At 49.9% G+C, this 23,003-nt stretch carries 16 protein-coding genes; 3 read left to right on the top strand and 13 right to left on the bottom strand.

What is annotated here, in order from left to right; translation table 11 throughout:
* Window positions 1–68 precede the first annotated feature (68 nt).
* On the top strand, window positions 69–719 hold the full coding sequence (locus tag DSM2777_RS04285) for a DUF421 domain-containing protein (protein ID WP_061553261.1): 651 nt from the start codon (window positions 69–71) through the stop codon (window positions 717–719).
* 41 nt (window positions 720–760) lie between these two features.
* Here DSM2777_RS04285 and DSM2777_RS04280 read toward each other — a convergent pair whose 3' ends face one another.
* The 4 genes from DSM2777_RS04280 to pdeH all read right to left on the bottom strand — a co-directional run bounded on the left by DSM2777_RS04280 (window position 761) and on the right by pdeH (window position 4,651).
* Window positions 761–1,009, bottom strand: coding sequence for a GlsB/YeaQ/YmgE family stress response membrane protein (locus DSM2777_RS04280; protein ID WP_061553260.1), 249 nt, complete (start codon window positions 1,007–1,009; stop codon window positions 761–763).
* A 66-nt stretch (window positions 1,010–1,075) separates the two neighbouring features.
* Complete coding sequence (locus DSM2777_RS04275; protein ID WP_046458465.1) at window positions 1,076–1,588, bottom strand: E3 ubiquitin--protein ligase; 513 nt, start codon at window positions 1,586–1,588, stop codon at window positions 1,076–1,078.
* A gap of 114 nt (window positions 1,589–1,702) precedes the next feature.
* A complete protein-coding gene (locus DSM2777_RS04270) occupies window positions 1,703–3,754 on the bottom strand; it encodes an AsmA family protein (protein WP_061553259.1) in 2,052 nt (683 codons plus the stop codon).
* A gap of 114 nt (window positions 3,755–3,868) precedes the next feature.
* Window positions 3,869–4,651, bottom strand: coding sequence for a cyclic-guanylate-specific phosphodiesterase (pdeH, locus tag DSM2777_RS04265; protein ID WP_046458466.1), 783 nt, complete (start codon window positions 4,649–4,651; stop codon window positions 3,869–3,871).
* Between the two features lie 235 nt (window positions 4,652–4,886).
* On the opposite strand from pdeH, the gene DSM2777_RS04260 reads away from it, so the two are divergent.
* Together DSM2777_RS04260 and kdgK are read left to right on the top strand one after the other, a co-directional pair.
* Window positions 4,887–5,087: a 2-hydroxymuconate tautomerase family protein gene (locus tag DSM2777_RS04260; RefSeq protein ID WP_025799514.1), complete on the top strand. Its 201-nt coding sequence runs from the start codon at window positions 4,887–4,889 to the stop codon at window positions 5,085–5,087.
* Window positions 5,088–5,439: 352 nt separating this feature from the next.
* Window positions 5,440–6,384 (top strand): 2-dehydro-3-deoxygluconokinase, encoded by a 945-nt coding sequence (kdgK, locus tag DSM2777_RS04255; RefSeq protein ID WP_061553258.1) that lies wholly within the window; start codon window positions 5,440–5,442, stop codon window positions 6,382–6,384.
* 76 nt (window positions 6,385–6,460) lie between these two features.
* Here kdgK and DSM2777_RS04250 read toward each other — a convergent pair whose 3' ends face one another.
* From DSM2777_RS04250 to bcsR, 9 genes are all read right to left on the bottom strand, one after another.
* A complete protein-coding gene (locus DSM2777_RS04250) occupies window positions 6,461–7,999 on the bottom strand; it encodes a M16 family metallopeptidase (RefSeq protein ID WP_061553257.1) in 1,539 nt (512 codons plus the stop codon).
* 352 nt (window positions 8,000–8,351) lie between these two features.
* Window positions 8,352–9,635, bottom strand: coding sequence for a dicarboxylate/amino acid:cation symporter (locus DSM2777_RS04245; protein ID WP_025799519.1), 1,284 nt, complete (start codon window positions 9,633–9,635; stop codon window positions 8,352–8,354).
* Between the two features lie 293 nt (window positions 9,636–9,928).
* Window positions 9,929–11,938: a biofilm formation regulator HmsP gene (gene hmsP / locus DSM2777_RS04240; RefSeq protein WP_211271124.1), complete on the bottom strand. Its 2,010-nt coding sequence runs from the start codon at window positions 11,936–11,938 to the stop codon at window positions 9,929–9,931.
* 302 nt (window positions 11,939–12,240) lie between these two features.
* Window positions 12,241–15,747 carry a cellulose synthase complex outer membrane protein BcsC gene (gene bcsC / locus DSM2777_RS04235; protein ID WP_061553255.1) on the bottom strand — a complete coding sequence of 1,169 codons (3,507 nt, stop codon included), beginning with the start codon at window positions 15,745–15,747 and terminating at the stop codon, window positions 12,241–12,243.
* Entirely contained in the window at window positions 15,720–16,904 is a 1,185-nt protein-coding gene (bcsZ, locus tag DSM2777_RS04230) for a cellulose synthase complex periplasmic endoglucanase BcsZ (protein WP_082790853.1), read from the bottom strand. Before bcsZ ends, bcsC begins: the two co-directional genes overlap by 28 nt.
* Window positions 16,904–19,213, bottom strand: a complete 2,310-nt coding sequence (gene bcsB / locus DSM2777_RS04225; protein ID WP_061555325.1) for a cellulose biosynthesis cyclic di-GMP-binding regulatory protein BcsB — start codon at window positions 19,211–19,213, stop codon at window positions 16,904–16,906. Before bcsB ends, bcsZ begins: the two co-directional genes overlap by 1 nt.
* A gap of 137 nt (window positions 19,214–19,350) precedes the next feature.
* The gene (bcsA, locus tag DSM2777_RS04220) at window positions 19,351–21,924 is read right to left on the bottom strand and encodes a UDP-forming cellulose synthase catalytic subunit (RefSeq protein ID WP_061553254.1); all 2,574 of its coding nucleotides are present in this window, start codon (window positions 21,922–21,924) and stop codon (window positions 19,351–19,353) included.
* Complete coding sequence (bcsQ, locus tag DSM2777_RS04215) at window positions 21,921–22,676, bottom strand: cellulose biosynthesis protein BcsQ (protein WP_046458434.1); 756 nt, start codon at window positions 22,674–22,676, stop codon at window positions 21,921–21,923. Before bcsQ ends, bcsA begins: the two co-directional genes overlap by 4 nt.
* Entirely contained in the window at window positions 22,676–22,873 is a 198-nt protein-coding gene (bcsR, locus tag DSM2777_RS04210) for a cellulose biosynthesis protein BcsR (protein ID WP_046458435.1), read from the bottom strand. Before bcsR ends, bcsQ begins: the two co-directional genes overlap by 1 nt.
* Between the last annotated feature and the right edge of the window lie 130 nt (window positions 22,874–23,003).

The raw sequence follows: 23,003 nt of genomic DNA, 5'->3' as shown, positions 1-23,003 counted from the left end.
AGCTTCTGTTTTTATGATTAAGAAACATAAAGATAATCTTATAGTTTTTGATCGCTTTGGGAGGGCGTATGGAATACTACGGATACGTTTTGGTGAAGTTTATTTTGGGCTTCGCCATTGTTATTACGCATCTGAATTTTTCAGGTAAAACTCAGCTATCGCAAATGACGCCTGTTGATTTTATCGGCAACTTTGTTTTAGGCGGCATTATTGGCGGCGTGATCTACAGCGATGCTATTCCTCTTTACCAATACATTATCGTACTGCTCATCGGCGTAGGTTTAATCTCGTTGTTGAATGCGATCAGTAAGCATGTCTATTTCTTCCGTTCGGTCACCATCGGCGATCCCATTCCTATCATTAAAAAGGGTCGTTTCCTGATGGAGAACATCCTGACCAAGAAAAACAAAATCGATATTTTAAACGTGTCATCGCAGCTACACGCTCAAGGCATTCATTCGTTCCAAGAAATCAACTATGCCCAAATAGAGCCAAGCGGCCAGCTAACCGTAGTATGCGAAGGGGCTCAAATGCCGTCGATCATTCTCATGAAAGATGGACGCTTGCGCTCTTATGAGCTAAATCAAATAGAAAAAGACGAGGCATGGATAGAACAAGAATTAGAACGCTGCGGTATCAAAGCTGAAGATGTGTTTATCGCAGAATTTTGGGACGGGAAACTGATGTCTATTCTTCGTGATGGCGAAATTGTTCGTTAATCCATAAAACATCGGGGCGGAAATCCGCCCCGAGAGTACGTCTAGCTGCGGATCTTACGGTAGATAAACAACACCACCAGAGCACCAATAACGGCAACGATAAAACTGCCGAAATTAAAGTCATCCACTCTACCGTAGCCAAAGAAGGTGCTGATATATCCACCAACAACGGCACCGACAACCCCAAGGATCACGGTAACAATAAACCCACCGCCGTCTTTCCCCGGCATAATCCATTTAGCCAAGATACCGGCAATAAGGCCGAAAATAATCCACGAAAGGATACCCATACACTCCCCCTAAATTTACTGATTAAAAATAATCTTACCCACACCTAAATTATAGTGCGCCTTACGCTACGGGTTACCATTTGTCTTTGGCGTTTCATTTGACGCTGGAGCTGCACCATTCTGAGCCGGTGGGTTTTGCTTCATGCTGTCTTTAATCGCCTGAGTTTTGGTTTGAGCCTCGGCGGAAAGATCGTTCGCGCCGCTGATGGCGCTCTCTTTAATGGTCTTCGCCTGATCGATGATTTGATCGCTCTGCTGCTTAGCCTGCTGCTCTATGGATTTGGCCTTAGCTTTCGCATCATCCGTAAGGGCATCGGCACGTTTTTCGGCCTCGCTTTTAATTGCTTTAGCTTTGTCGCTGAGTTGATCGGCCTGCACATCCGCCTCTTTCTTCAGCTCATTGGCTTTTTGTTTCGCGGCATCGGTAATTTGATCGGCCTTGTTATCCGCAGCGTCTTTAATTTGCTCCGCGTTATCTTTTGCTTTATCAAGATTGGCATCAACTTTAGTGGAATCGTCACAGCCCGCGACAACCAACCCAATAAAAGAAGCTAACAGGACTTTATTCCATACTTTCATCATCCGTTTTCCTTGATATCTGTGTGTATTAAAAATGAACAACACAATCATGTTGTTACACCCAGAAAGCATAGTATAAATTCTATGCCTCGCCAGTAATGGCGAGGCGATTGACTATTTTTTCATCCCTTTCAGCATGCCACCACACTGGTTAGAGTCCACATCACTAGGGGAAATCAACGCCAGCAAAGCTGCTGCGGGTGCCACTACAGCGCCAAGTGCCACGGCGGCAACGCCACGCGCAATCAGCGGCCCTGCTTTAACGCCCGCGTCGGGATGTTTGAACGTGCCTTTCACATACAGCGGCGAACGTAAGGTGAGCACACGCAGCCCTTTACTCTCGGGATCGACAGACAAATCCATACGTTCAGTAGCCAGATTGACGTTGCCGGAAATATTAATCACCGCATTCTCGGTGTCGAACACAAACAGGCGAGTCGCGGCTAAACCATTTTTAATGCCGATATCCGCTGCCGCACAGTTGATCTTCACCTCGTCATCACCAAACAGCTTACCCACCAGATAATTACCCACGTTCAGGCCCGCAATTTCCATCAGGTTGCGGCTTATCACACCGTCGTTGATCAACAGACGCACATCGCCATTGCTGGTACCCAGCAAGTCAGCCACCGAGTTACCCGTGCCACTGATTTTGGCATCGCCGTTCAGCTGTCCTAGGCTACGGCGCATCGACTCAACGTTAGGCAACAGCTTCTGTAATTGGAAACCACGCGCATGCAAATCCGCCATACCACGCATTGGCTTACGTTGCCCTTCCAGGCGAATAGTCGAATTCAAATTACCGCCAGCCACGCCAAAACGCAGCGGATCCATTAACAGCGTGCCGTTGTTAAGCAGCAAATGGGTATAAAGATCGCTAAGCGGCAGAGATTCGCCGTGCTCAATCCGTTTGGCGGTAAACTTAACGTCGGCATCCATCGTCGACCACTGCTTGGTATCAAATTTATCAGCGGGTAAAACTTTGTCAGACGGCTGTGTGGCTTTATCTCCACGGTTCACCTTTTCCTGATTGGAATCAGCACCGATCAGCGGCGCTAAATCAGCAAAACGGAGCTGATTAGACACCAATTCACCGTTCAGTGAAGGACGTGGTTTGCTCACTTGATAGGTCAGGCTACCGTGAATATCGCTATCGCCAATTTTACCGTTGAAGTTTTGATAGCGATAAATCGCGCCTTTAGCGCGTTTAAGCTCTGCGCTTAAATGACCATCGGTGGAATAAGGCGGAGTATCGGGTAACACAATTCCGGTCAGTTTATGTAGCTGACTTAAGCTCTGGCCGGAGAATTGTAAGCGCAGATCCAGCGCACCTAAATTCAAAGGATCGCTGAGCGTACCGGCAACCGCAACCCGGGTTTTTCCTGAACGCACATCGGCCTGGAGTGGGAATAAACCATCAGGATCGCGCAACGCCAGCATCCCGCCTATCTTGCCGCTGCCCGAGAGTGATTCACCGTTGTACGTTCCATCAACTTTCCAGCCAAAGACATAATCAGGTGCTTTTTTACTCGCGACCTTTTTCGCTGCGCCGCTGTTTCCCATCACCTCACTAAACGGCAACGGTTTCCCCAGCGGATCGACGGTGGCTTTGAGTTTTGCATGGGCGATCGCATCGTCATAGGCGATCACGCCCTGATCAAACACGATGTCATCGATCTTAAAAGACCATGCAGACTTTTGATCTTTTGTCTGATCGTCCGTTGATGAATTGGCGAGTTCAAACGTCCAGTTATTCTTCCCATTCGCAAGCCTACGCAGCGAAGCATCTGGCTGTTTGAGTTTAATGCGGGGGATATAAACCTGTTTGCCCAGTAGCGCTAACGGAGCAAGGCTGGCATCAACCCGTTCCAGCGTAACCATCGATACCGCGGGGATCTCTGGCGGATTGCCGAGCACAATATCTTCGGCGTGAATATGCGGCCAAGGTACCCAAGAGCGCCAGCCCGTTTCATCGGTAGGGCGCGCCCAATCTACGCCAAGATCGCCTCGAATGGCGAACGGCCGGTTTAGCTCTGTAGAGACTTTTTTATTGATCGTCGGCTTGAGGCGGTTCCAATCAAAGATCATCACAAAGATAACGATCCCAACGATCAATACCACTAAGATCCCTGCTAACCAGCTAAATGCTTTTCCTGTTCTGGTCATGGCATATCCTAAATATTTAATCTAATTGATGATGTTTCCCACACATAACCATAGGTTAAATATTAAAGATATGCCCGTTTATGGGCGCAACAGCAGACTTGTTACCCGTAAAAATTACTCGCGAAAGAACGTGGGCAATTGGTGCAAAGAGTCAAACCGATTCGGGCGGGAGAGGTAGAAACCCTGCGCAGCGCAGGCCTCTGAACGTTTTACCAACATCCATTCCTGAGGCGTTTCAACGCCCTCGACAATAACGCCTTTGGTATAACGACTCATCAGCGCAACTAATGCATAAAACAGCCGAACGCCCTCATGGCTCTCGCGTAAAAACGAGAACAGCGCACGATCGAGTTTAACGAACTCATAGCGGCACTCCATCAGCGAAGAGAAATTCGCTAATCCGCTGCCGAAATCATCAAGCCATAAACGATGTACGTCCTCTAGCGACTGAATAGGGATCGTCAGCGCTGCATAGGCATGTTCAACCATTTCAAAGCGCAAATAGGGCATACTTTCCAGTAGTTTGCGAGCTTCTGGCAATAGCTGAATAGACTGCAGCGTTTGTCCATCAACGTTCACAGATACCAACAAATCGCGCTGCTGAATAAAGCTATGCCAGTGCTGAATCAGTCTAAGCTGTTCCAGCACCACATCTTCACGCAGATCCTGTGAGATTTGCTCGAAGTAATCTTCAGGTGACAAACGGCAATCAGGATTATCTGGGTGGCAAACCGCTGTCAGCAATTCAATCGCTAACGGCACACCGCTGGTACAGTAAATAGGCTGGAAGGTATAGCTTCTCTGGCACTGGCTCCAGAAATTTAGCTCGCGGGTAGGCTCCAGTGCGGGCAACGTGGGCATAATCCACCCCGCCTCGATTGTCTTGCCAATTTTCATGTATCCACCATCCGCATACATCATGTGAGAACCACTTTCTTGCCCTTGCGGACAATGAACAAAATCAGTTATCGGCAAGGCTCCTTAAACCTTTATAGCCAAAATCATTCAAGTTGCTTGAAGACGGCGGGTAAATCAGATGTAGCCAGATAGCAGAGTTTGGCAAATGAGCTACGCTATTAATTCATTTTATGGGAGTTTGTTCGCTTATTTTTTACACCAATGGAGTCTGAAAATGCCTTTCGTTAATATCAAAATCACTCGTGAAGGTGCCACCACCGAGCAAAAAGAAGCGCTGATTGCTGGTGTCACTCAGTTACTGGTCGATACGATGGGAAAAAACCCAGCCACCACCGTGGTTATCATTGAGGAAGTCGAAACCGATAACTGGGGAATTGGCGGAAAAAGCGTGACCGAGCTGCGCAAGAAAAAGTAGCGTGCAGTAGTAAACAGTAACCTAATGCCGCCCACTTAAGCTCAATTTTAGGGGAAGTACACCGATGGGGTCGTAGCGGCGTAAGCCGCCGACAACTTTGCCTGGAGCAAAGTTGAACAACGCTTCGGCGTTGGCCCTTGAGGTGGAACACAAGGATGTGTTCCATAACGGCCCCGCGGGGTACTAGCCCCGTGTATCTCGATCGCCAAAACGGCATTACACAAAACACTCATTTTTAGATCCATATCATATAAAAATAGAACACTGTTTTATTTATATTGACGCTGAGTTTTCCAACGGGGAAACTAAGATAACTGCGTTTTTACGACCTCAATAAAACAGGCTTTCCTTCATGACCATTGCTTCCCATTCCAATGCAAAAATTGCCGTCATCGGCGAATGTATGATTGAACTGTCGCAGAAAGGTGCGGATCTTTCCCGTGGCTTTGGTGGCGATACGCTGAATACCTCGGTTTATCTTTCACGTCAGGTCCCTGAAAATGAGCTGGCCGTGCACTATGTCACCGCCTTAGGTACAGATACGTTCAGCAACGAAATGTTAGATGCATGGCAGCGTGAAGGGGTAAAAACGGAGTTAACCCAACGTTTGGATAACAAACTTCCCGGCCTCTATTTTATTGAAACCGACGCCAGCGGCGAGCGTACCTTTTACTACTGGCGCAACGATGCCGCTGCACGCTATTGGTTAGACGGCGAAAACGCCGATGCCATTTGTGACCAATTAGCCCAGTTTGATTATCTCTATCTCAGCGGGATTAGCCTCGCTATCCTTAATGATAACAGTCGTAAGCGCTTACTCACTTTATTAAAACGCTGTCGCGCCAACGGGGGCAAAGTTATTTTTGATAATAACTACCGTCCACGCCTGTGGCAGAGCGCCGAACAAACACAAGCAGCCTATACCGCTATGCTTGCCTGCACCGATATCGCCTTTTTAACGCTGGATGATGAAGATCTGCTGTGGGGGCAAAAATCTGCTGATGAGGTTATTGCACGCACTCATGCGCTTGGCGTGAGCGAAGTGGTGATTAAGCGCGGCGCTGATTCTTGTATCGTTTCAGTCGATGGGCAAACCGTCGATGTGCCAGCGGTTAAACTACCCAAAGAAAAAGTAGTTGATACCACCGCAGCGGGTGACTCATTCAGCGCCGGTTATTTATCTGTTCGTCTGCTTGGGGGAACACCAACCGCATCGGCACAGCGCGGACATCAAACCGCCAGCACCGTCATTCAGTACCGTGGCGCTATCATTCCGCAGGAAGCAATGCCTCGCTAATAACCGGTCTGTATCCCATCCTTGCCCTAATAAGGGAAAGGATGGGAAATCATCTAGTTAACAGCATTACTGAAATCTACTGGGCTGACGTTGGCTCTTCTTTTGCCGCCGGATCCGCCTGTGGTGCTGTAGCAGAAGATGATGCATCTTCCGGCACTGCCTCAGCGGCCGCTGAGGCATCTTCCATGTTCAGCCCCATGGTATTGTTGTAGACGTCACGTAACGCCTTCACGTTTTCCTCAGGTTCGCCGCGCGGCTGGCGCAAGATCAAGGTTGGTTCACGAGAAAGCTGGTTATGCAGCTCCTGATTCAAATCATCCAGAGACAGCGTTGCCAAGAAATTCTGGCGCAGTTTTTGGTAGGTTTCAGGAGAAATATCCACCACGCCGCTTTGCTGCGAGCGTAAACGCTGGCTCATCAGAACATCAGTATCCGTGCGGGCATAAGTCGCAAACAGCTTGGTTAGCTGATCTTTCTTCTGCGCAATCATGGTGTCGAATTCCTGCTGCGTAACACCGTCATCATGCACCGCAGACATTTCCGTAGCGATAAAGCTCAGAGCTTTATTCAGATTGGCCTGCGTAGTCGACAGATGGATGGCACACTGGGAACGCTGATATTGCACCTGACAATCAAACATCAGATTGACCGACCCTTTCAGATCGCTGTTTGCCAATACCTGCTGTAAATGGCTGAACAGCGCTTCGCGAGCGAAATCACTTTTCCAGTAACGCTGAAGAACCTGAGAATCACGGATTGGCTGCCAAGGCACATCCCACGTGATCGACAGCGTATCCTGCTGCGCATTATCAGCAATCAGGTTAATCGGCGTAGTCGGCAGCGGAGCCAATGTCGGTAGGGTTGCTGGCGTTTCACGCTTGCCTTTCAATTCGGCAAAAGCCTTATTGATCTGCTCGCTCAGAGAGCGGGAATCAACGTTGCCGACCACGTAAAGCGTCATAGCATCTGGCGTATACCACTGCTGATAAAACGCCTTCAGCATCTGAGTATCTACCGGACGGTTTGGCCCCTGACCAGGCTCATGTCCAAGCATCGTTGAGCCTTTAAGACGAAGACGCCATAAAGGATCGTTAGCGTTAGAAGGTAGCGTCGCTACTAAATTTTCCGGTGATTGCAGGGCGCTAATCACCGTATTGCTATCAATATTCAGCTTACCCGCGGTATTCGCTAGCCACTGCAACGCTTCTTTCAGCAGCTCAGGGCGGTTATTCGGCAAGCTTAAATTGTATGCGGTGTAATCATAAGAGCTCACCGCCGGAGGTAACGGGCGCTGAGGATCGATACTCTGCTGCCAGAACGATTGGAGCTGGCTCGCAGTAAAGTTATCGCTATGCGTTAATGCTAAACGCGGCAACAGATGGGCAAACCCCACCTGCTGATTTGATTCTACAAGTGAGCCAGTGCTCACTATCATACGCAACTCAATCCGATCGGATGGGCGCTGTGGTGTGGCTAACAACTGCCATGAAAAACCATTATCCAGTTTTCCTTCCTGCCACGCGGGATCGGGCTGTAGTGCTTCAGAATGCACAGAGCTGCTGGCCGCTGCCAACAACAATCCACCAACCATGAGCCGAATTTTGGTGCCTTGCATGTGAACCCCTACTAAATACTGACAAAAATGTGCGAATTCCCCTGAGGAAGATAACCCATCTGGCCTGTAAAAACGGCTAACTCAACGCGATGAGTCAAACATCGATTTTTAGACCACAAGAGTGGGATTATGTCACCCGACAGAGAGAAAAAAGTTCTAAACAACATCGACACCAAACAACAAAAGGCTCAGGAAGGTCGCAAGTTAGGATCGCTCGCGCATCTGAAACCGAAAGTATGACGAATGAGTTGTTGTAGAAATGAATGGGCACATTATAAAGATGCCCCCGCTCGCATCAAGCGAATGGGGGCAATCCGTCATGTTCGGTAACAAAAACCGAGGAATAGGAGGGTTACAGGGTCTGTGTTTGAGCTGCGTTACGGTCTTTTTTACCTAAAACCGCCTTCATTTGTTTTTCATCTAGCTGGCGAACACGCTTCGCAACCACAATAGTCGCCACGCCGTTACCAATCAGATTCGTCAATGCGCGCGCTTCTGACATAAAGCGGTCGATACCAAGAATCAGCGCCAAACCCGCTACCGGCAGATGCCCTACCGCGGAAATGGTGGCGGCCAGAACGATGAATCCACTTCCGGTTACACCTGCGGCCCCTTTCGATGACAACAGCAGAACCACCAGCAAGGTAATTTGGTGCCAGATATCCATGTGCGAGTTAGTTGCCTGCGCAATAAACACCGCTGCCATGGTCAGGTAAATCGAGGTGCCATCAAGGTTAAAGGAGTATCCGGTGGGTATCACTAACCCCACGACCGATTTCTTACAGCCCACTTTCTCCATCTTATCCAGCATGCGCGGCAGCGCAGATTCAGATGAGGAGGTCCCTAATACAATCAGCAGCTCTTCTTTGATGTAGGCAATGAAGCGGAAGATACTGAATCCGGTGGCTTTGGCGATGGAGCCCAGTACAAACACCACAAACAGTACGCAGGTGATATAGAAGCAGATAATTAACTGCCCCAGTTGCACCAGCGTTCCGACGCCGTATTTACCAATGGTAAAGGCCATCGCACCGAATGCACCGATTGGAGCCAGTTTCATAATCATGTTAATGATGCCGAAAATGACTTTTGAGAAGCTATCGATGAAGTTAAACATCATCTGTCCCTTCTCGCCCAAATGATGCAGCGCGAAACCAAACATCACGGCAAACAGCAGAACCTGAAGGATATTTCCACTCGCAAAGGCACCAATAACGCTGCCTGGGATAATATCCATGATGAAGGCAACCAAGCCCTGTTGCGCAGCCTGATCGGCATAGACCGCCACCGCCTTGGCATCCAACGCGGCAGGATCGACGTTCATCCCTGCGCCCGGCTGGACAATATTCACAATCACCAAGCCAATAATCAGGGCAATGGTGCTCACGACTTCAAAATAAAGCAGAGCAATTGCGCCGGTACGGCCAACGGCTTTCATGCTTTCCATACCTGCAATCCCAGTCACCACCGTACAGAAGATAACTGGAGCAATAATCATTTTGATCAGTTTAACGAATCCGTCGCCCAGAGGTTTCATCTGTGCGCCGAGGTCAGGGTAGAAATGGCCTAGTAATATCCCCAGAGAAATAGCTAATAACACCTGGAAATAGAGGCTTTTAAAGAGGTTTTTTTTCATATTTATACACTTCCTTATCGGGTACGCACGCATCAGATACAACGCACTAAAGGCAGGGGTTACACTCGGTACAACCATCCTTTATGACTCTGTACTGCGTTGGACGCAAAATAACACCGGCGTAACAATATGGAAATGCAATGTTGTAGTTAGTAACCAAATTTTATCATTTTTATGAGCTGAAACGCATCAAACCCGCAACGAAAAAAGGGTTATCACTACAAAGGGAAGGGGTTTTTATGGAAGGATGGCCAGCGAACTGGCCATAATCAATTGTTTACTAAGCGTTATCTTTAGATGAGAAAATACTTTCTCTGGAATTCTTCCTGCGGTAGCGCCGGAGAGAACCAGTAACCTTGCGCGTAGTAGATACCGTGTTCAAGCAGCCACTCGCATTGCGCATGAGATTCCACGCCCTCGGCCACCACGTCCAGTGCCAGCACATCGGCAATCGACGCCACAATACGCACCAGCGCGTCGTCGGCAGGGATCTGGTCAACAAAGTTTTTGTCGATCTTAATGATGTCCACCGGCAGGTGCTGCAAGTAGTTCAAGCCTGCGTAGCCCATACCAAAATCATCCAAAGCAATCTTGATACCGGTTTTGCGCAAACGCGCCAACATCTCTGCGGCCTGCTCCATGTTACTGATATAAGCCGTTTCCGTGACCTCAAGATGCAGCATATGCGGATCAAGCTGATACTCTAGCAACATTCTTTCCAGCAGCTCAACGTAGCTGAGATTGGCAATCTGAATACCTGACACATTCAGCGAAATCGGCACGCCGATATTCTGCTGTTGCCAAGTCGACAATATTTTCATCGACTCGCTAATCACCCACTCATCCAGCGCTTCTATGCCACCCACTTCTTCCGCCAACGGGATAAATTCAGAGGGCAAAGTCAGCTCGCCGTCTTTGCGATTCCAGCGGATCAGCGCTTCCGCCCCCGCCAAACGGCCCGTGCGCAAGTCAATCTGCGGTTGGAGATAGAGAGAGAAATCACCTTGGGCGAGCGCGTTCATAATCTCCGTTTCTTTGGTTAGCCGCTCTTTCGCCTTGCGGGCCAGCGTCGGTTCAAAGAACAGGATTTGGTTTTTACCTTCACGCATAGCCATATTCATGGCTGAGCTTGCCTGACTCATGAGAAGTTCGGCCTCTTTCTTGGCATCCATCGTATCTTCAGCGTTTGGCTGGTAAAACGAGATCCCAATGCTGGCCGTTGGCCGTAGCGCCAAAGTCTCTAAATCAAGCTGCCGCGTGATGGAGTCCATCAGGTCTTTCGCCAAGAGCATCAGCGAATGCGGCATTTCAACGTTCCGCACCAGCACCACAAAGCGATCCTGATTAACCTGAGCCAGCATATCGGCTTCGCTCACACACTCTTTCAACCGGCTCACTAATGACGTCAGTAACGCATCACGCTGTGTGGTATCCAACACCCCCATCGCCTCTTGCAAGGTGCCGATATTGATCACAACGATGCCAGAATTCTCTTTGCGACAAACCAATAAATGTTGTTCCAGTAAAGGAACAAACAGCGTCATATTGGGCAGATTGGTCAGGGGATTGCGTGTAGACATGCGGCTCATCACCTGATGAGCTTTCTCTAACGCCTGCTGATTGCGATTATAGTTGCGCACCAATAAGCCCAGCTCATCGTCTCCGTGTGACGGAGGCGGCGTAAGCTGATGAAAATTAGGTGTATCAAGCGGCATGCTGCGCAACTCTTGCGCCAGCGCGCGCAACGGATACACCAACAGCCGGTTCATACACCAACTGATGGCAACGGTAAGAATCAACGCCAGCAAAAGATAGGTCGATACCATGGTAGACAGCGTCGACAAAATAAACTGATAAATGCGGAACGAATCGGCCTGTAAAACCAAGTAAGACGACGGCTGTCGCGCCGCGATATTGCGCTCAATGCCGTAAAGCGGCATCGAAACCTGAACAGGTAAATCGAAAATCTTCATCACCGCTTCAGGTACGGCTCGCTCTTGAGGAAAACGTCCTTTAAGCGCCTGAAGCTCATTGGGCAACATCACGTCGGCACGGCTCAGAATACCGATGGGTACTAAGCTATCGAGGATTTTTTGGGCTCTCACCGCGTCCATATTCAACATGGCTTCAGAAAGCGGCTCACGTACCGAATGGGCCAAATTCTCCAGTTGCTGGACGTAGTCCTCCTTACGCTGGTCCACAAAATGGAACAGCTGAATCACGACAAAAATACAAATCGTAATGAGTGCCACAACCGACACCATTGCCATTTGTTTGATCGTTAAGGAACGACTGACTCGCAAACTGTCTCTCCGATAACATCTAATTTAAACAATAAGAATCCAATACGTGGGGATACTGTTAGCTAAACACCCCATTGACCCAGCCAGAGTATACTTGATCACATCTGTTTTTAACCCTTAAGCCGAATTCTTTCACAAACAATTACACGCATTTAAGCATAATCGGGTGACGTAGATGCATTTTGCACCATTTTTAACGCCAAATTGCACGCAACTCAATGCCAACAAAAAACAAAAAGACCCGTAATGCATAGTACATACGGGCCTTTTAACTTGGTAGAACCAGATTTGATATAACGTAATTACTTGAAATCAGCGTATGGCGTTAATGGCTGCGGCGGCAGATCCATATCACCTTGCCAGCCCGCCGCCGAATAGCGGACATAAATCAAACCGTGGCTAGGGGTATAATCTTTCGCTTCCTGAATATCTACGCCCGCACCGATAAACCAGTTGGAAGTCACTCGGCGTTCAACAATCGCTCGTAGGGTATAACCTACGCCGCTGCTGCTGCTGCCGCTATCCGTATTATATTTATCCGTGTACTTATTGTTATCAACATCTGGTGCTGGGATCAGGTTTTTAATCGGGTAGCGATCGACGGTGTCAGTTTTCGAATGCGACCAAGACACCGAGCCACCCAATTCCCAAGACCAGTTTTCGGTACGTTGGCGGTAGTTCACCGGCACACCAAAGGAAATATATTCCTGCGGGCTATAATAACCGCCTTGCCCCAGCGTATAGCCGCTCAAGTCCTTATCGTAGTGCCAAATCATATTGCTCAGGCCTACGGTCACGCGGCGGTTATTTTCGTTGATCAGCTTGTAATAGTACCCTGCCATCCAACGTATGCTGCTGTTATCGGCAACATTTTTCCCTGTCAGTTGATCGGCGCTCAAATCGGCCCAAACGCCATGCGCTTCACCACGATCGTAGCTGCCGCTGATTCCCAAACCAGTACGGCGTACACCGCCCCATGTAATACCGGTTTGAGCATCTTTCTGACCACCGAACGCTAACAACGAACTTGAGATCGGACGACGGTGAGCGTTCACCGTCCAGCCAATATGGTTCCAGTCATTGCTATAACTCAGCCCGCCGACCCAATCCACCACGTCAAAGCCCATTGGGGTAGTACCAAAATCGCCTTCCCAATGGTCATTTTTCCAACCTGCGGAGAGGCTCGCACCCGTTGAGTTTTGGCTATTACCGGGCTTACAGCCGTTAACGTAACAGGTACCAAATTTCTCTTTATAAGGCCCGCCTTTAAAGGAACCCGCCTGCATGTTCACCACATCAGTACGCAGGAACATACGCCCATCGTAAAGTGGTGCATCCATCTGCAACATGGTGGTATTGGCCGTTAAATCGGAATAACCACCGGTACCGCTAGAACGTGCATAGTCATGATCCAGCGTGACATTCACATCCTGCTGTCGATACAAATCAGCCGCATCAGAACGCACACCACGCTTAAGCCAATCGTCTTTTTCATCATTACGCGTTAGACGAGTGAAAGTATCGTTATCCTGCGGTTTGGTTGGTGCAATGCCAGAAGACACCATCGCATCGCGGTAATAATCGAGCGCTTTATCAGGGTTCCCTTGCTTTTGTTCAAAGCGGGCGGCATCGCGCATCACCAATGCACCGTCTTGTCCTGGTACTTTAGCTGCCTGCGGAGTAATGCGATCAAAGATCGCCTGCGCCTTCGCCATATCACCCACGGATGCCCAAGCCCCCGCCACGCGGCGTTCGGTATTCATGCTTGGTGCTTCGGTTGGTTTAACCTGCTGCAATGCCTGTAGCTGAGTGCGGGCTTGTTCAAGCTCGCCTTGCGCAACAAAGGCTTCAATTTCGCCGAGGTGAGCGGAGTCATTATTAGGCTCGCGTTTTAGTACATCGCGATAACCCGCCAACGCCGCATCATAATCCTCACGCTCTAATGCCCAATCGGCGATCGTTAAATCGACACGAGTATTGGCTGGCTGCTGACGTAGGTAAGCAATCGCTTCGTCTTCATGCCCAGCATCACGCAGGTCTTGGGCTTTTTTGAGCGTTTCGCTGAAGTGCAAACGATCAGAAAGCTCACGGATATTGGCATCCCACTTCACTTTCGGTAATCCATCAACCTGCGCTAATGCCGCCCGATCGCGATCGGTGCCAGAAAGATAAAGCGCGTGCGCATAAACCTGTTGAGGATCGCCTGGAAGCTGCTGCGCTAAGGTATTGAAAGCACGGTCGGCATCATCAGTACGGCCAGCCGCATGCAAATCTTTAGCAAGGCGATAGGTCAGCCATACGTCATTAGGTGACAGCTTCAGCGCCTGTTGTAGCTTATCTGCCGCTCCAGCCCACTGCTGTTGCTGCTCAAGAGTCTGCGCTTGCTGCTGCAATACATCACTTTGAATGCTGTTTATGGCACTCTGCATCGCCTTACGCTGACTGCGCGGCAGCTGATCCAGATAGGCCATTGCCTTCTCGGGTGATTGCCGTTGGTAAATGTTCACTAACCCACGCACCGCGCTGCTGTTAGTTGAATCAAGCCGCAACGCCTGCTGATACAGTCTTTCTGCGCCAGCATCATCTTTACGTGCCACCGCAACATCAGCTAAACCAAGAACGGCATAGCTATCCGTATCATCAATCCCACGCGCCTGCTGATATTTTTGCTGCGCAACATCCAACTGATTGGCCTTCAGCGCTTTATCACCAGACTGAATTGCCAACCAGTACTGATTACTTTTAATTAAGCTGACCCACTTATCGCGGTCATATCCGGTCGGATCGGCTTTTAACGCACGTTGGAAATACTCTAACGCTTTTGTACGGTTATCCTGCCGCGCATAGGCCTGACCCAGCGCGCCTAGCACGTCGGAATCATTTGGATTGGATGCCAATGCTTTCTGTAATTCAGGGATCGCCACCCCGCCTTTGCCTGAATCAATCATCGCCAAACCGCGAGAACGGGCAATAAAAGCAGGGTCGGAAAGAAGTTTCTGCTGATCGTCTAACTTCTTACGCGCTTCCACGGTGGAAGGATCTTGCGCAAAAATAACGAGGTAACGCTGCAAAGCAGCAACGCTTTGTTCACCGACGGGAATACGGTTAATCTCACCCATCCACAGATCCGCAGCGTCTCCCCGCGTGTTGCTATCCGCAGCCATTTTCTCCAGCACTGCATAGGCTTTCTGCGTTTGGTTGGTATCCAAAAGCATACCTGCTAGCGCTCGGCGCAATTCACCATTGCCCGGATTGGTTTGGCTCAACGCTTCCAATTTGGCAATGACGTTGTTTTCCTGCCCCGGCTGACGCGCAACAACGCGCAGATATTCCACCGCTAAATCAACAGTCGGCGGCGTACCTTCAAACAATTTATCATAAGCCGCCACCGCCTCGGGAACATGGCCTGCGGTCGCTAATAAACGCGCCTGCTGAAGCTGTTGACGGCCTTCAGGCGTCGTCAGCGCCATATTCAGTTTTGCCTGCTTATAGGCTTCTGAATTCGGTGCCTGCGCTTTCAATTTATCTAGCTGCTGTTGCGCAACCTGCTGATCGCCCTGACGCAATGCCAAGCGCATACGCGCCGCCATCACATCGGGATTGTTAGGATCCATCAGTTCTAAGCGATACAGCGACTGTGTGACTAAGTCATCACGATGGCTGGCTTCGCCCACGCGGATTTGCTCTAGCAACCACTGTTCTGGCGAAACGGCTGCATCAGCGGCAACGCCTGAACCAGACAGAGAAGCGAGAGATAAACCGATCGAGAGACTCAACCCGCTTAATGAGAAATTGCGGTACTTGCGCATGTGCTGCTGTCCCAGTGAGGTAAAAGCTCACCCTTTAAATTAAAACGAAAACGTTGTTGGTCCCATCCTTGGCCAAAGAGCGTTAATACGTAGCTGTAATAAGCATCATCGCCCAACGGATTATCTTGTACCCGTTGGCGCTGAACCGCTTGCGCATCAGAACCGGCAAGGAACGGCAGCAATGCTGCTGAAAAACCTGAATTGCCATATCCTGATGCTTTGCCCGTTGCAACATCGACTTTTTCCGGTGGATATCCAAGCTCAGCGGTCATCGCCGCCATTGGCTGCCACTGTTTGATCAACGCAGCTTTGTTAGGATCGTTATCGGCCATCATGCCCGCCCACAGATAAACGCGGATCGCGTCATAGCCGCTGACGTTAGGCTTGCCCGGCGTGGGCTCCCAACCTTTGTCTTTACGCCAGTCTATCCAATCTGGCACAAACCCTTTCGGTGAACTTTCCAGCAGCAGGCGCTGATTATTTTTATGCAGCGCGGCCCAAGGCCCGTGGAAACCCGCCATGCGAGCCATCAGCTGCGGCGGTAAATAGCTTGGATTAACGGTCCATACCGGTGCATGCGCAAAACCGACGCGACCTGGCAGCAACACCTCACCAAATCCCGGCAGGTCAGCGACCTCTTCACGCGCAATACGTTGAAGCAGCAAAACGCCTAGAGACTGATAGCTGCGCACTTTCCATAAACGGCCCGCTTCCATCAATGAATAAGCAATCCACAGATCGGAATCCGAGGCCGAATTGGTATCAAGAACGCCCCATTCCTGCTTGCCGTTTTTATCTTTTTCTTTCATACCCCATAGCCAAGCGGGTAAGCGAGCGCTCAGATCGCCCTGCGCTAAATTGTTCTGCGTCCATTGCAGAATGTTTTCAAACGTAGGCCGGTCATTTGCTACCAGAGCGAAGAACAGGCCATAGCTTTGGCCTTCAGAGGTCGTAATTTTCTTCGGGCTGCTGGTGTCGATCACCCGCCCTTGTTCACTGATATAGTGCTGTTTGAACTGTTGCCACTCAGGCCAATCGCAGCTTGCGGCAGCCTGGGTGCAAAAACTCAGCAGGAGCAGACACAGCGCAACCGCGCTGAATCTCGGCTCATGTCGTCCCCCAACGAAGGGGGACTGAGTGAAAAACCTAAACATCATTAATCACGCTCATCAGGAGATAAACGGCGACGACGTAAGATCCGCAGCAGACGCCATAGCACGATGGCCAACAGCACCACGCTCACCGCTGACAGCACGGCCACCAGAATCGGGTGAGTCGAGAATACATGCCACAGACGTTCCCACCACGGTAGATGACCCACGTAGTAAACATCGCCCACGCGCATGCTGTTTACACCAGACTCGCGGATAACCACCACAGAACCCGACATCGAGGATTTCTTACCGCTGTCGATCATCGCATCATTAAGCAGGCTATAACCACGTGGGCTATCAGCCAACAAAGCAACAACGCTGCGCTGATCGTGATACGGAGACTGGAAACCAATCACCGCAGCCATGGCACCCTCAGAGCGAATGGTGGTCTGCGAGTCAGGCTTCATCGCGGAAGCTTCTGGCATGATGGTATCGAGGTTAGGTCGACGCATCGGCATTTTGACCCAGCTTTCCGTTGCATCCACCAGCAGGTCGATTTTGTCATCCTGTTTGAGTGCATCAGGAATAGAGCCAATCAGCAGCACATCGGCGTCTTTATCTTTCACCTGTGCCCAGTCATCGGTCAGCGAAACATTCAGCGCTGGGAAACCGGTTTGTGCACCAATACTGCCCAATGCGTTAAGCATTGCCGTCACTTGAGCCGGTGTGGATTGTTTACCCACAACCACTTCAGTTTCTGACAAGTCAGCTAAACGGCTGAACGGGAATCCTGCGTTGGCGAATGAACGTAAATCCGGCATCGCCATAAAGTGGCGATAGCCTGAGAAGTCGATGGTTGAAGTACCGTCAATCGCCACCGTGTTAGGGACTGGCTGTGAGGTCACACAGTTATCCACCGAACCACCAGAAATTGGATTCGCGTAGTCAAAATCAAAGCGCAGCTGGTTGCTGGCACCCAGCTTCAAGGCCGGAATAGCCACATCGGTATTTTTATCAATCAGCCCTTGGAACAGCGGCAAGCGCATCAGCAATGCACCTTTCTCTTGCTCAGGTACCAAGTTGAACGACTGAATGAACTGATTGTTCAGGCTGATCCGCATACGTGAACCGTCTTCGGTCGCAGGCGACGTGTAGCGGTATTTCATACGCATATCAATGCCGGTACTACGGATCAAGAACAGATCTGGCGGCAGGTTTAGCGTCACACTAATCGGAGATGGTTCTAAACCTATCGACTGTAGCTGCTCGGCATAGGTCTGTAGCTCGGAGAACGTCATTGGGCGGTCAGTACGCACCCAGTTTGGCGCATCGTATGGCACGCGAGGCGTCAGCGTTTTAACGCCCTCAACCTCAACGCTATCACCGCGGAACAGAATGTTACCTTGGGCAATACCGCGTACCGCCGTCATCAGGTCTTTATCATCACGACCCAGCACCAGCAGCAATTTTACATACGGGTTATCTGGGCGGCTGATCATCTCAACCACCGGCCCATTCACGGCTGGATAATCACGCAGGAAGTCAGGGCGCTTATCGTTGGTCGCAAATACGACGCCGTGTTTTTCCGGCAACTGGTTAAACAGAACGGGGAAGTTTTGCCCACGCCACTGCGCTTTGCTACCAAACCAAGATGCCAGTACGCCCGCAGCGCGTTGTTCTGACAAGTTAGGCTGACCTGCAAAGACGATAGGCAGCGTTAGCGCGCTGTAATCACGAGCGTCAAAGAAAGGCTCAGGGAAATGCGACAAATCATTTTTCAGCGGCAAACCTTGGTAGGTCAGGCTGATAGAGCTGTTTTTGCCCACGTCCAGCCAGAGTGCAGTACTCGCTGGGTTCTCACAAACGGCACGATAGTGACCAACAAACTCTAGGCGTACACGGTTAAAGTCGCTGATATAGCGAGAATCAATCGGCACCTGTGCGCTATTTTTCTTACCTAACTGCTCTTTCGCAATCGGCAACACGCCCATCAGCTCATCGTTAAGATAAACCTTTACCTGTGACTCCACAGGGAACAGCGCAGGCGACGGCGTAAACTCTAAGTTCAGCATCGCATTCGATACAACTTCATCGCTACGCACACCAAATTCAAACTGACCGGTAGGGTCAACGCCGCGCAAATGCATACTGCCCGGCGCCGGTGCAATCTTAGCGAAGGTTAAGTTAACGTCTCGCGTCGGGATCCCAACGACCTGAGGTGCTGCTGGCGCGGAGGGATCGGTCAATGCGGTCGTAGCGGCATTTGTTGTCGCCACATTTTCTGGTTCGGTTACAGGAGACACCGGCTCAGCATGCACCAAGGTGCTAATACCCAATGCCACAGCAGTTAGCCAAAATATTTTTTTATTCATCGCATTATCATCATGTTGAGCCAATGTCTGAGTCACCACTTTACCCTTCGCATCTCATCGCACAGAGAGTCTCCGCTGCGCCTTGAAACCGATGAATAAAGAAAAGTCCCGAAAAGCTTATTATTTTTCCTACCTACTCACGCTCTGCTCACCCCGCGCGGAATAAACGAAACCGTCCACGCAACCAGAGTGTTAAATCCAACAAACACGCTACGTAAAATCGGCGGCGCATAGTCGGCAAGGCTTTGGTATCCACGGAAGCCGAGTTTCAAAATATCCACCAAACTCTCTACCGGCTTATCTTCTGCAAAACTGTCTTGCCACAGCGCCCAAGTATCTGCGCGAGCAAACGTACACTGAATAAACTCAATGTGCTGGGCTACGCTCATGTTATCCATACGCAAACCGGCTTTTTGTCCGAAGACTCGCGTAACCTTAGCTGGGAAGGAATATTCCTGCTGTCCGCGCTTAAGCATCAGCGTAATATTCTCACCATCGTGCAACACATTGCCTGAACGTAGCTCAATTCCCACGCCGCCATCAGAATAGTCACGCAGCGTACAAGGGAAAATATGGCCGTCTTTTCGCGCAATTGCGGCAGGCATCGCAATTTCTACACGGTGGGACTGACGAACCTGCTTAGTTTCAACCGAAACCGCCACGGCGCCGCCCAAAATGATCATGTTGTAGAATACCCACACCATACTCATCGCCACCGTCCAGATTTCATCTTCTGGCCCGAATGACATACGCCAAATACCCAATATCAGCCCGGCAAAGTTAAGCAAAACCAAAATCAGATACGGGCGGGTGATCACCCAGTCAACATGCTGGTGCTCAACCAATCCCCCTTTGGCGGTAACGTTAAATTTCCCTTTGTGCGGATTAAATAACGCCACCGTCGTAGGGCGAGCGATGTACCACGCCAGAACCGTTTCGTAAATTTCACTCCAAAACGAATGGCGGTACTTGCCTTGGATTTTTGAGTTGGTCAGGCTGGAATGCACAATGTGCGGAATAACATACAAGGCAATAGCCAGCGCCGGAGCAAAAATGATGTAGGCGTGCATCAGCAAGAACGCCAGCGGCGCGGTTAAGAAGATAAGTCGCGGAATACCCGATAAGAAGTGCAGCATGGCGTTGGCATAACAAATACGCTGCGCCAGCTTCAAGCCTTTGCCAAACAACGGGTTATCCAAACGGAAAATCTGTACCATGCCTCGCGCCCAACGAATACGCTGACCAATGTGCGCCGACAAACTCTCCGTAGCTAAGCCCGCCGCCTGTGGAATTCGAATATAGGCCGAAGTCCATCCACGACGGTGTAAACGTAAGGAGGTATGCGCATCTTCCGTCACGGTTTCAACGGCAATCCCGCCCACTTCATCCAACGCGGTGCGTCGTAATACAGCACAAGAGCCGCAGAAGAAGGTCGCATCCCACATATCGTTACCGTCTTGCAGCAAACCATAGAACAGAGTGCCTTCATTCGGTGTGCGACGGAAACGACCAAGGTTACGTTCAAAAGGATCGGGGGAGAAAAAGTGGTGCGGCGTCTGCATCATGCCGAGCTTTTTGTCTTTAAAGAACCAGCCCAGCGTTAACTGTAGGAATGAACGAGTTGGCACGTGGTCACAGTCAAAAATCGCTACGAATTCGCCGGTCGCCTGCTTCAGGGCGTTATTGATGTTCCCTGCTTTAGCATGCTCATGCGTTGTTCGGGCAACATACTTAATACCTACCGTTTCCGCGAATTCACGAAACTCTTCGCGGCCACCATCGTCCAACAGCCAGATATTCAGCTTTTCTTTCGGCCAGTCAATGCCCAACGCCGCGTAGATCGTTGGCTTAACCACGCTCATGTCTTCGTTGTAGGTTGGCACCATGATATCGATGGTTGGCCATGACTTAACGTCTTCCGGCATCGGTGCTGGCTGGCGATTAAGCGGCCAAATGGTTTGGAAATACCCCAGAACCAACACCACCCACGCATAGGTTTCTGCGGCTAACAGCAACAGCCCACAGATTAAACTGACCGGATCGTCCCAGTTCAGCGTTGAGGTATAGCGCCACCAGATATAACGGCAGGAAACGGTTAACGACAGCACAATCATCATCAGAGATGAGAACCGCCCAGGAATACGCCGCACCACCATGGCAATGCCCCACAGCAGCAGTACAAACACAAACTGGGAACTTAAATCGAACGGCTGCGAGATACACAACAGGGCGAGGATGGTAGAGAACACACACATCACGCCTAAAATAATACGCCGAACGCCCTGACCTAAACGGTTAAAGGCCTCTTCAGACTCTTCAGCACCGTGTTCTTGTACTTTATCGGGTAAGCTTTTCAGCCAGTCATGATAGCGATTGTGTAAGCCTTTAAATCGCGTTCCCAAGCCATATCGCTTTGCCGAACGACGCATCGAGAACACGATCAGCCACAGGCTCTGAATAGCATAACGAATGATATCTAACGGGCGCGGACGCTGCGCATCAATGTGGGGGAAAAGCGTAATTTGTTGGCTACGGATTTGCTGCCAGCGTGGAGATTCTAATTTTAGAAACAACCATGCCATGGCTAACCAAAAACAGCCTAAAGCCGCCCCTAATGGGGAGGCTTCATTATACTGGCGGTATTGACGATAGCGATCGGCCAACGCCTGACGCGCTGGCGTCATCAAAAACAGATCGAGAATCAACCTCATAACACCGACCCATCAGCTACGTTGCCATCGGCATCAAAATGCAGCAAACACCAGTTGGCAAGCGTCATAACTTCTTCAGTCGCTAGAGAATGCGGATAATACTCACCAACCGGTTGCTTGGCGGCGCTCGCTTCTGCCATCGACTCGTCACGGTGAATCACCATGGGCAACAGCGAAGGTAAACTTTGCAGCCACAGCTGGTAAATATCTTCTTGCAGTTTACTGGTGGCGAGCAGTTGATTAGCTAACAGGAAGGTTCCCTGCGGCAGCGACTGCTGATGTAAACGCGTGTGGCAGTTAGTGTCTGGAACAATAACGTTAATAACGCCATCGGCAAGGGAGGTGAAATGTTGTGTCAGCGGATGCATACCGTTTGGCACATCCAGCAAAATCCAGTTGTAGCGACCACTGGCACGCAATGCAGAAATGTTTTGCGCCCACTGTGTCCAGCGATGAATATTAGTGAAAAATTGCGCGTGCTCATCCGCACTAATTTGCCCGAAAGGCAGGAAATCAAGCAGGTCGGTGTAACGCAGCGCCGCGTCTTGCCACGCTGTGCCATCAAATTCAGCACGCGCCCAACCGTTCGTGTGAGTGAAATCAGTATTAAAATGCATGCGTAGCAAATTCGCTGGGGTAACGTCGATAACCAGCACTGACTCACCCAACTGCTGCAATCCCCACGCTAACGCTGCGGTGATAGATGTGGTTCCCACACCTCCCCGCAATCCCTGCAAAGCAATAATTGCCATTACTTAGCGCTCCCTGAAAATTGCATCAGCTCCGCCAAAAGAGGCCAGCGGCGGATCACTTCATTCATATGTTCTTGTCTAGAGATATCAACATAGTCGATTTTTGGAATAGAAAATGCTTTGCTTAAGGCCGCAATATCATTTTGGAAAGTAAATGTTGGGCTATTCTCAGTCGGATTATTTCTTTTATCATTCATTCTGCTATCCGTGAAAAATCGGCTATGGTTTATGATTATAGCTAGATAAAGAAAAGCTGTTGCTACAATATAATAGCGAGAACATAAGGGTCTTAGTAATTTGTCGTGATTTATTTATAATGTTACATTC

The sequence above is a fragment of the Obesumbacterium proteus genome (assembly GCF_001586165.1).
Taxonomy (GTDB): domain Bacteria; phylum Pseudomonadota; class Gammaproteobacteria; order Enterobacterales; family Enterobacteriaceae; genus Hafnia; species Hafnia protea.
The sequence above is the reverse complement of the archived record's forward strand: the minus strand, read 5'-3'. Positions and strand labels throughout refer to the sequence as shown.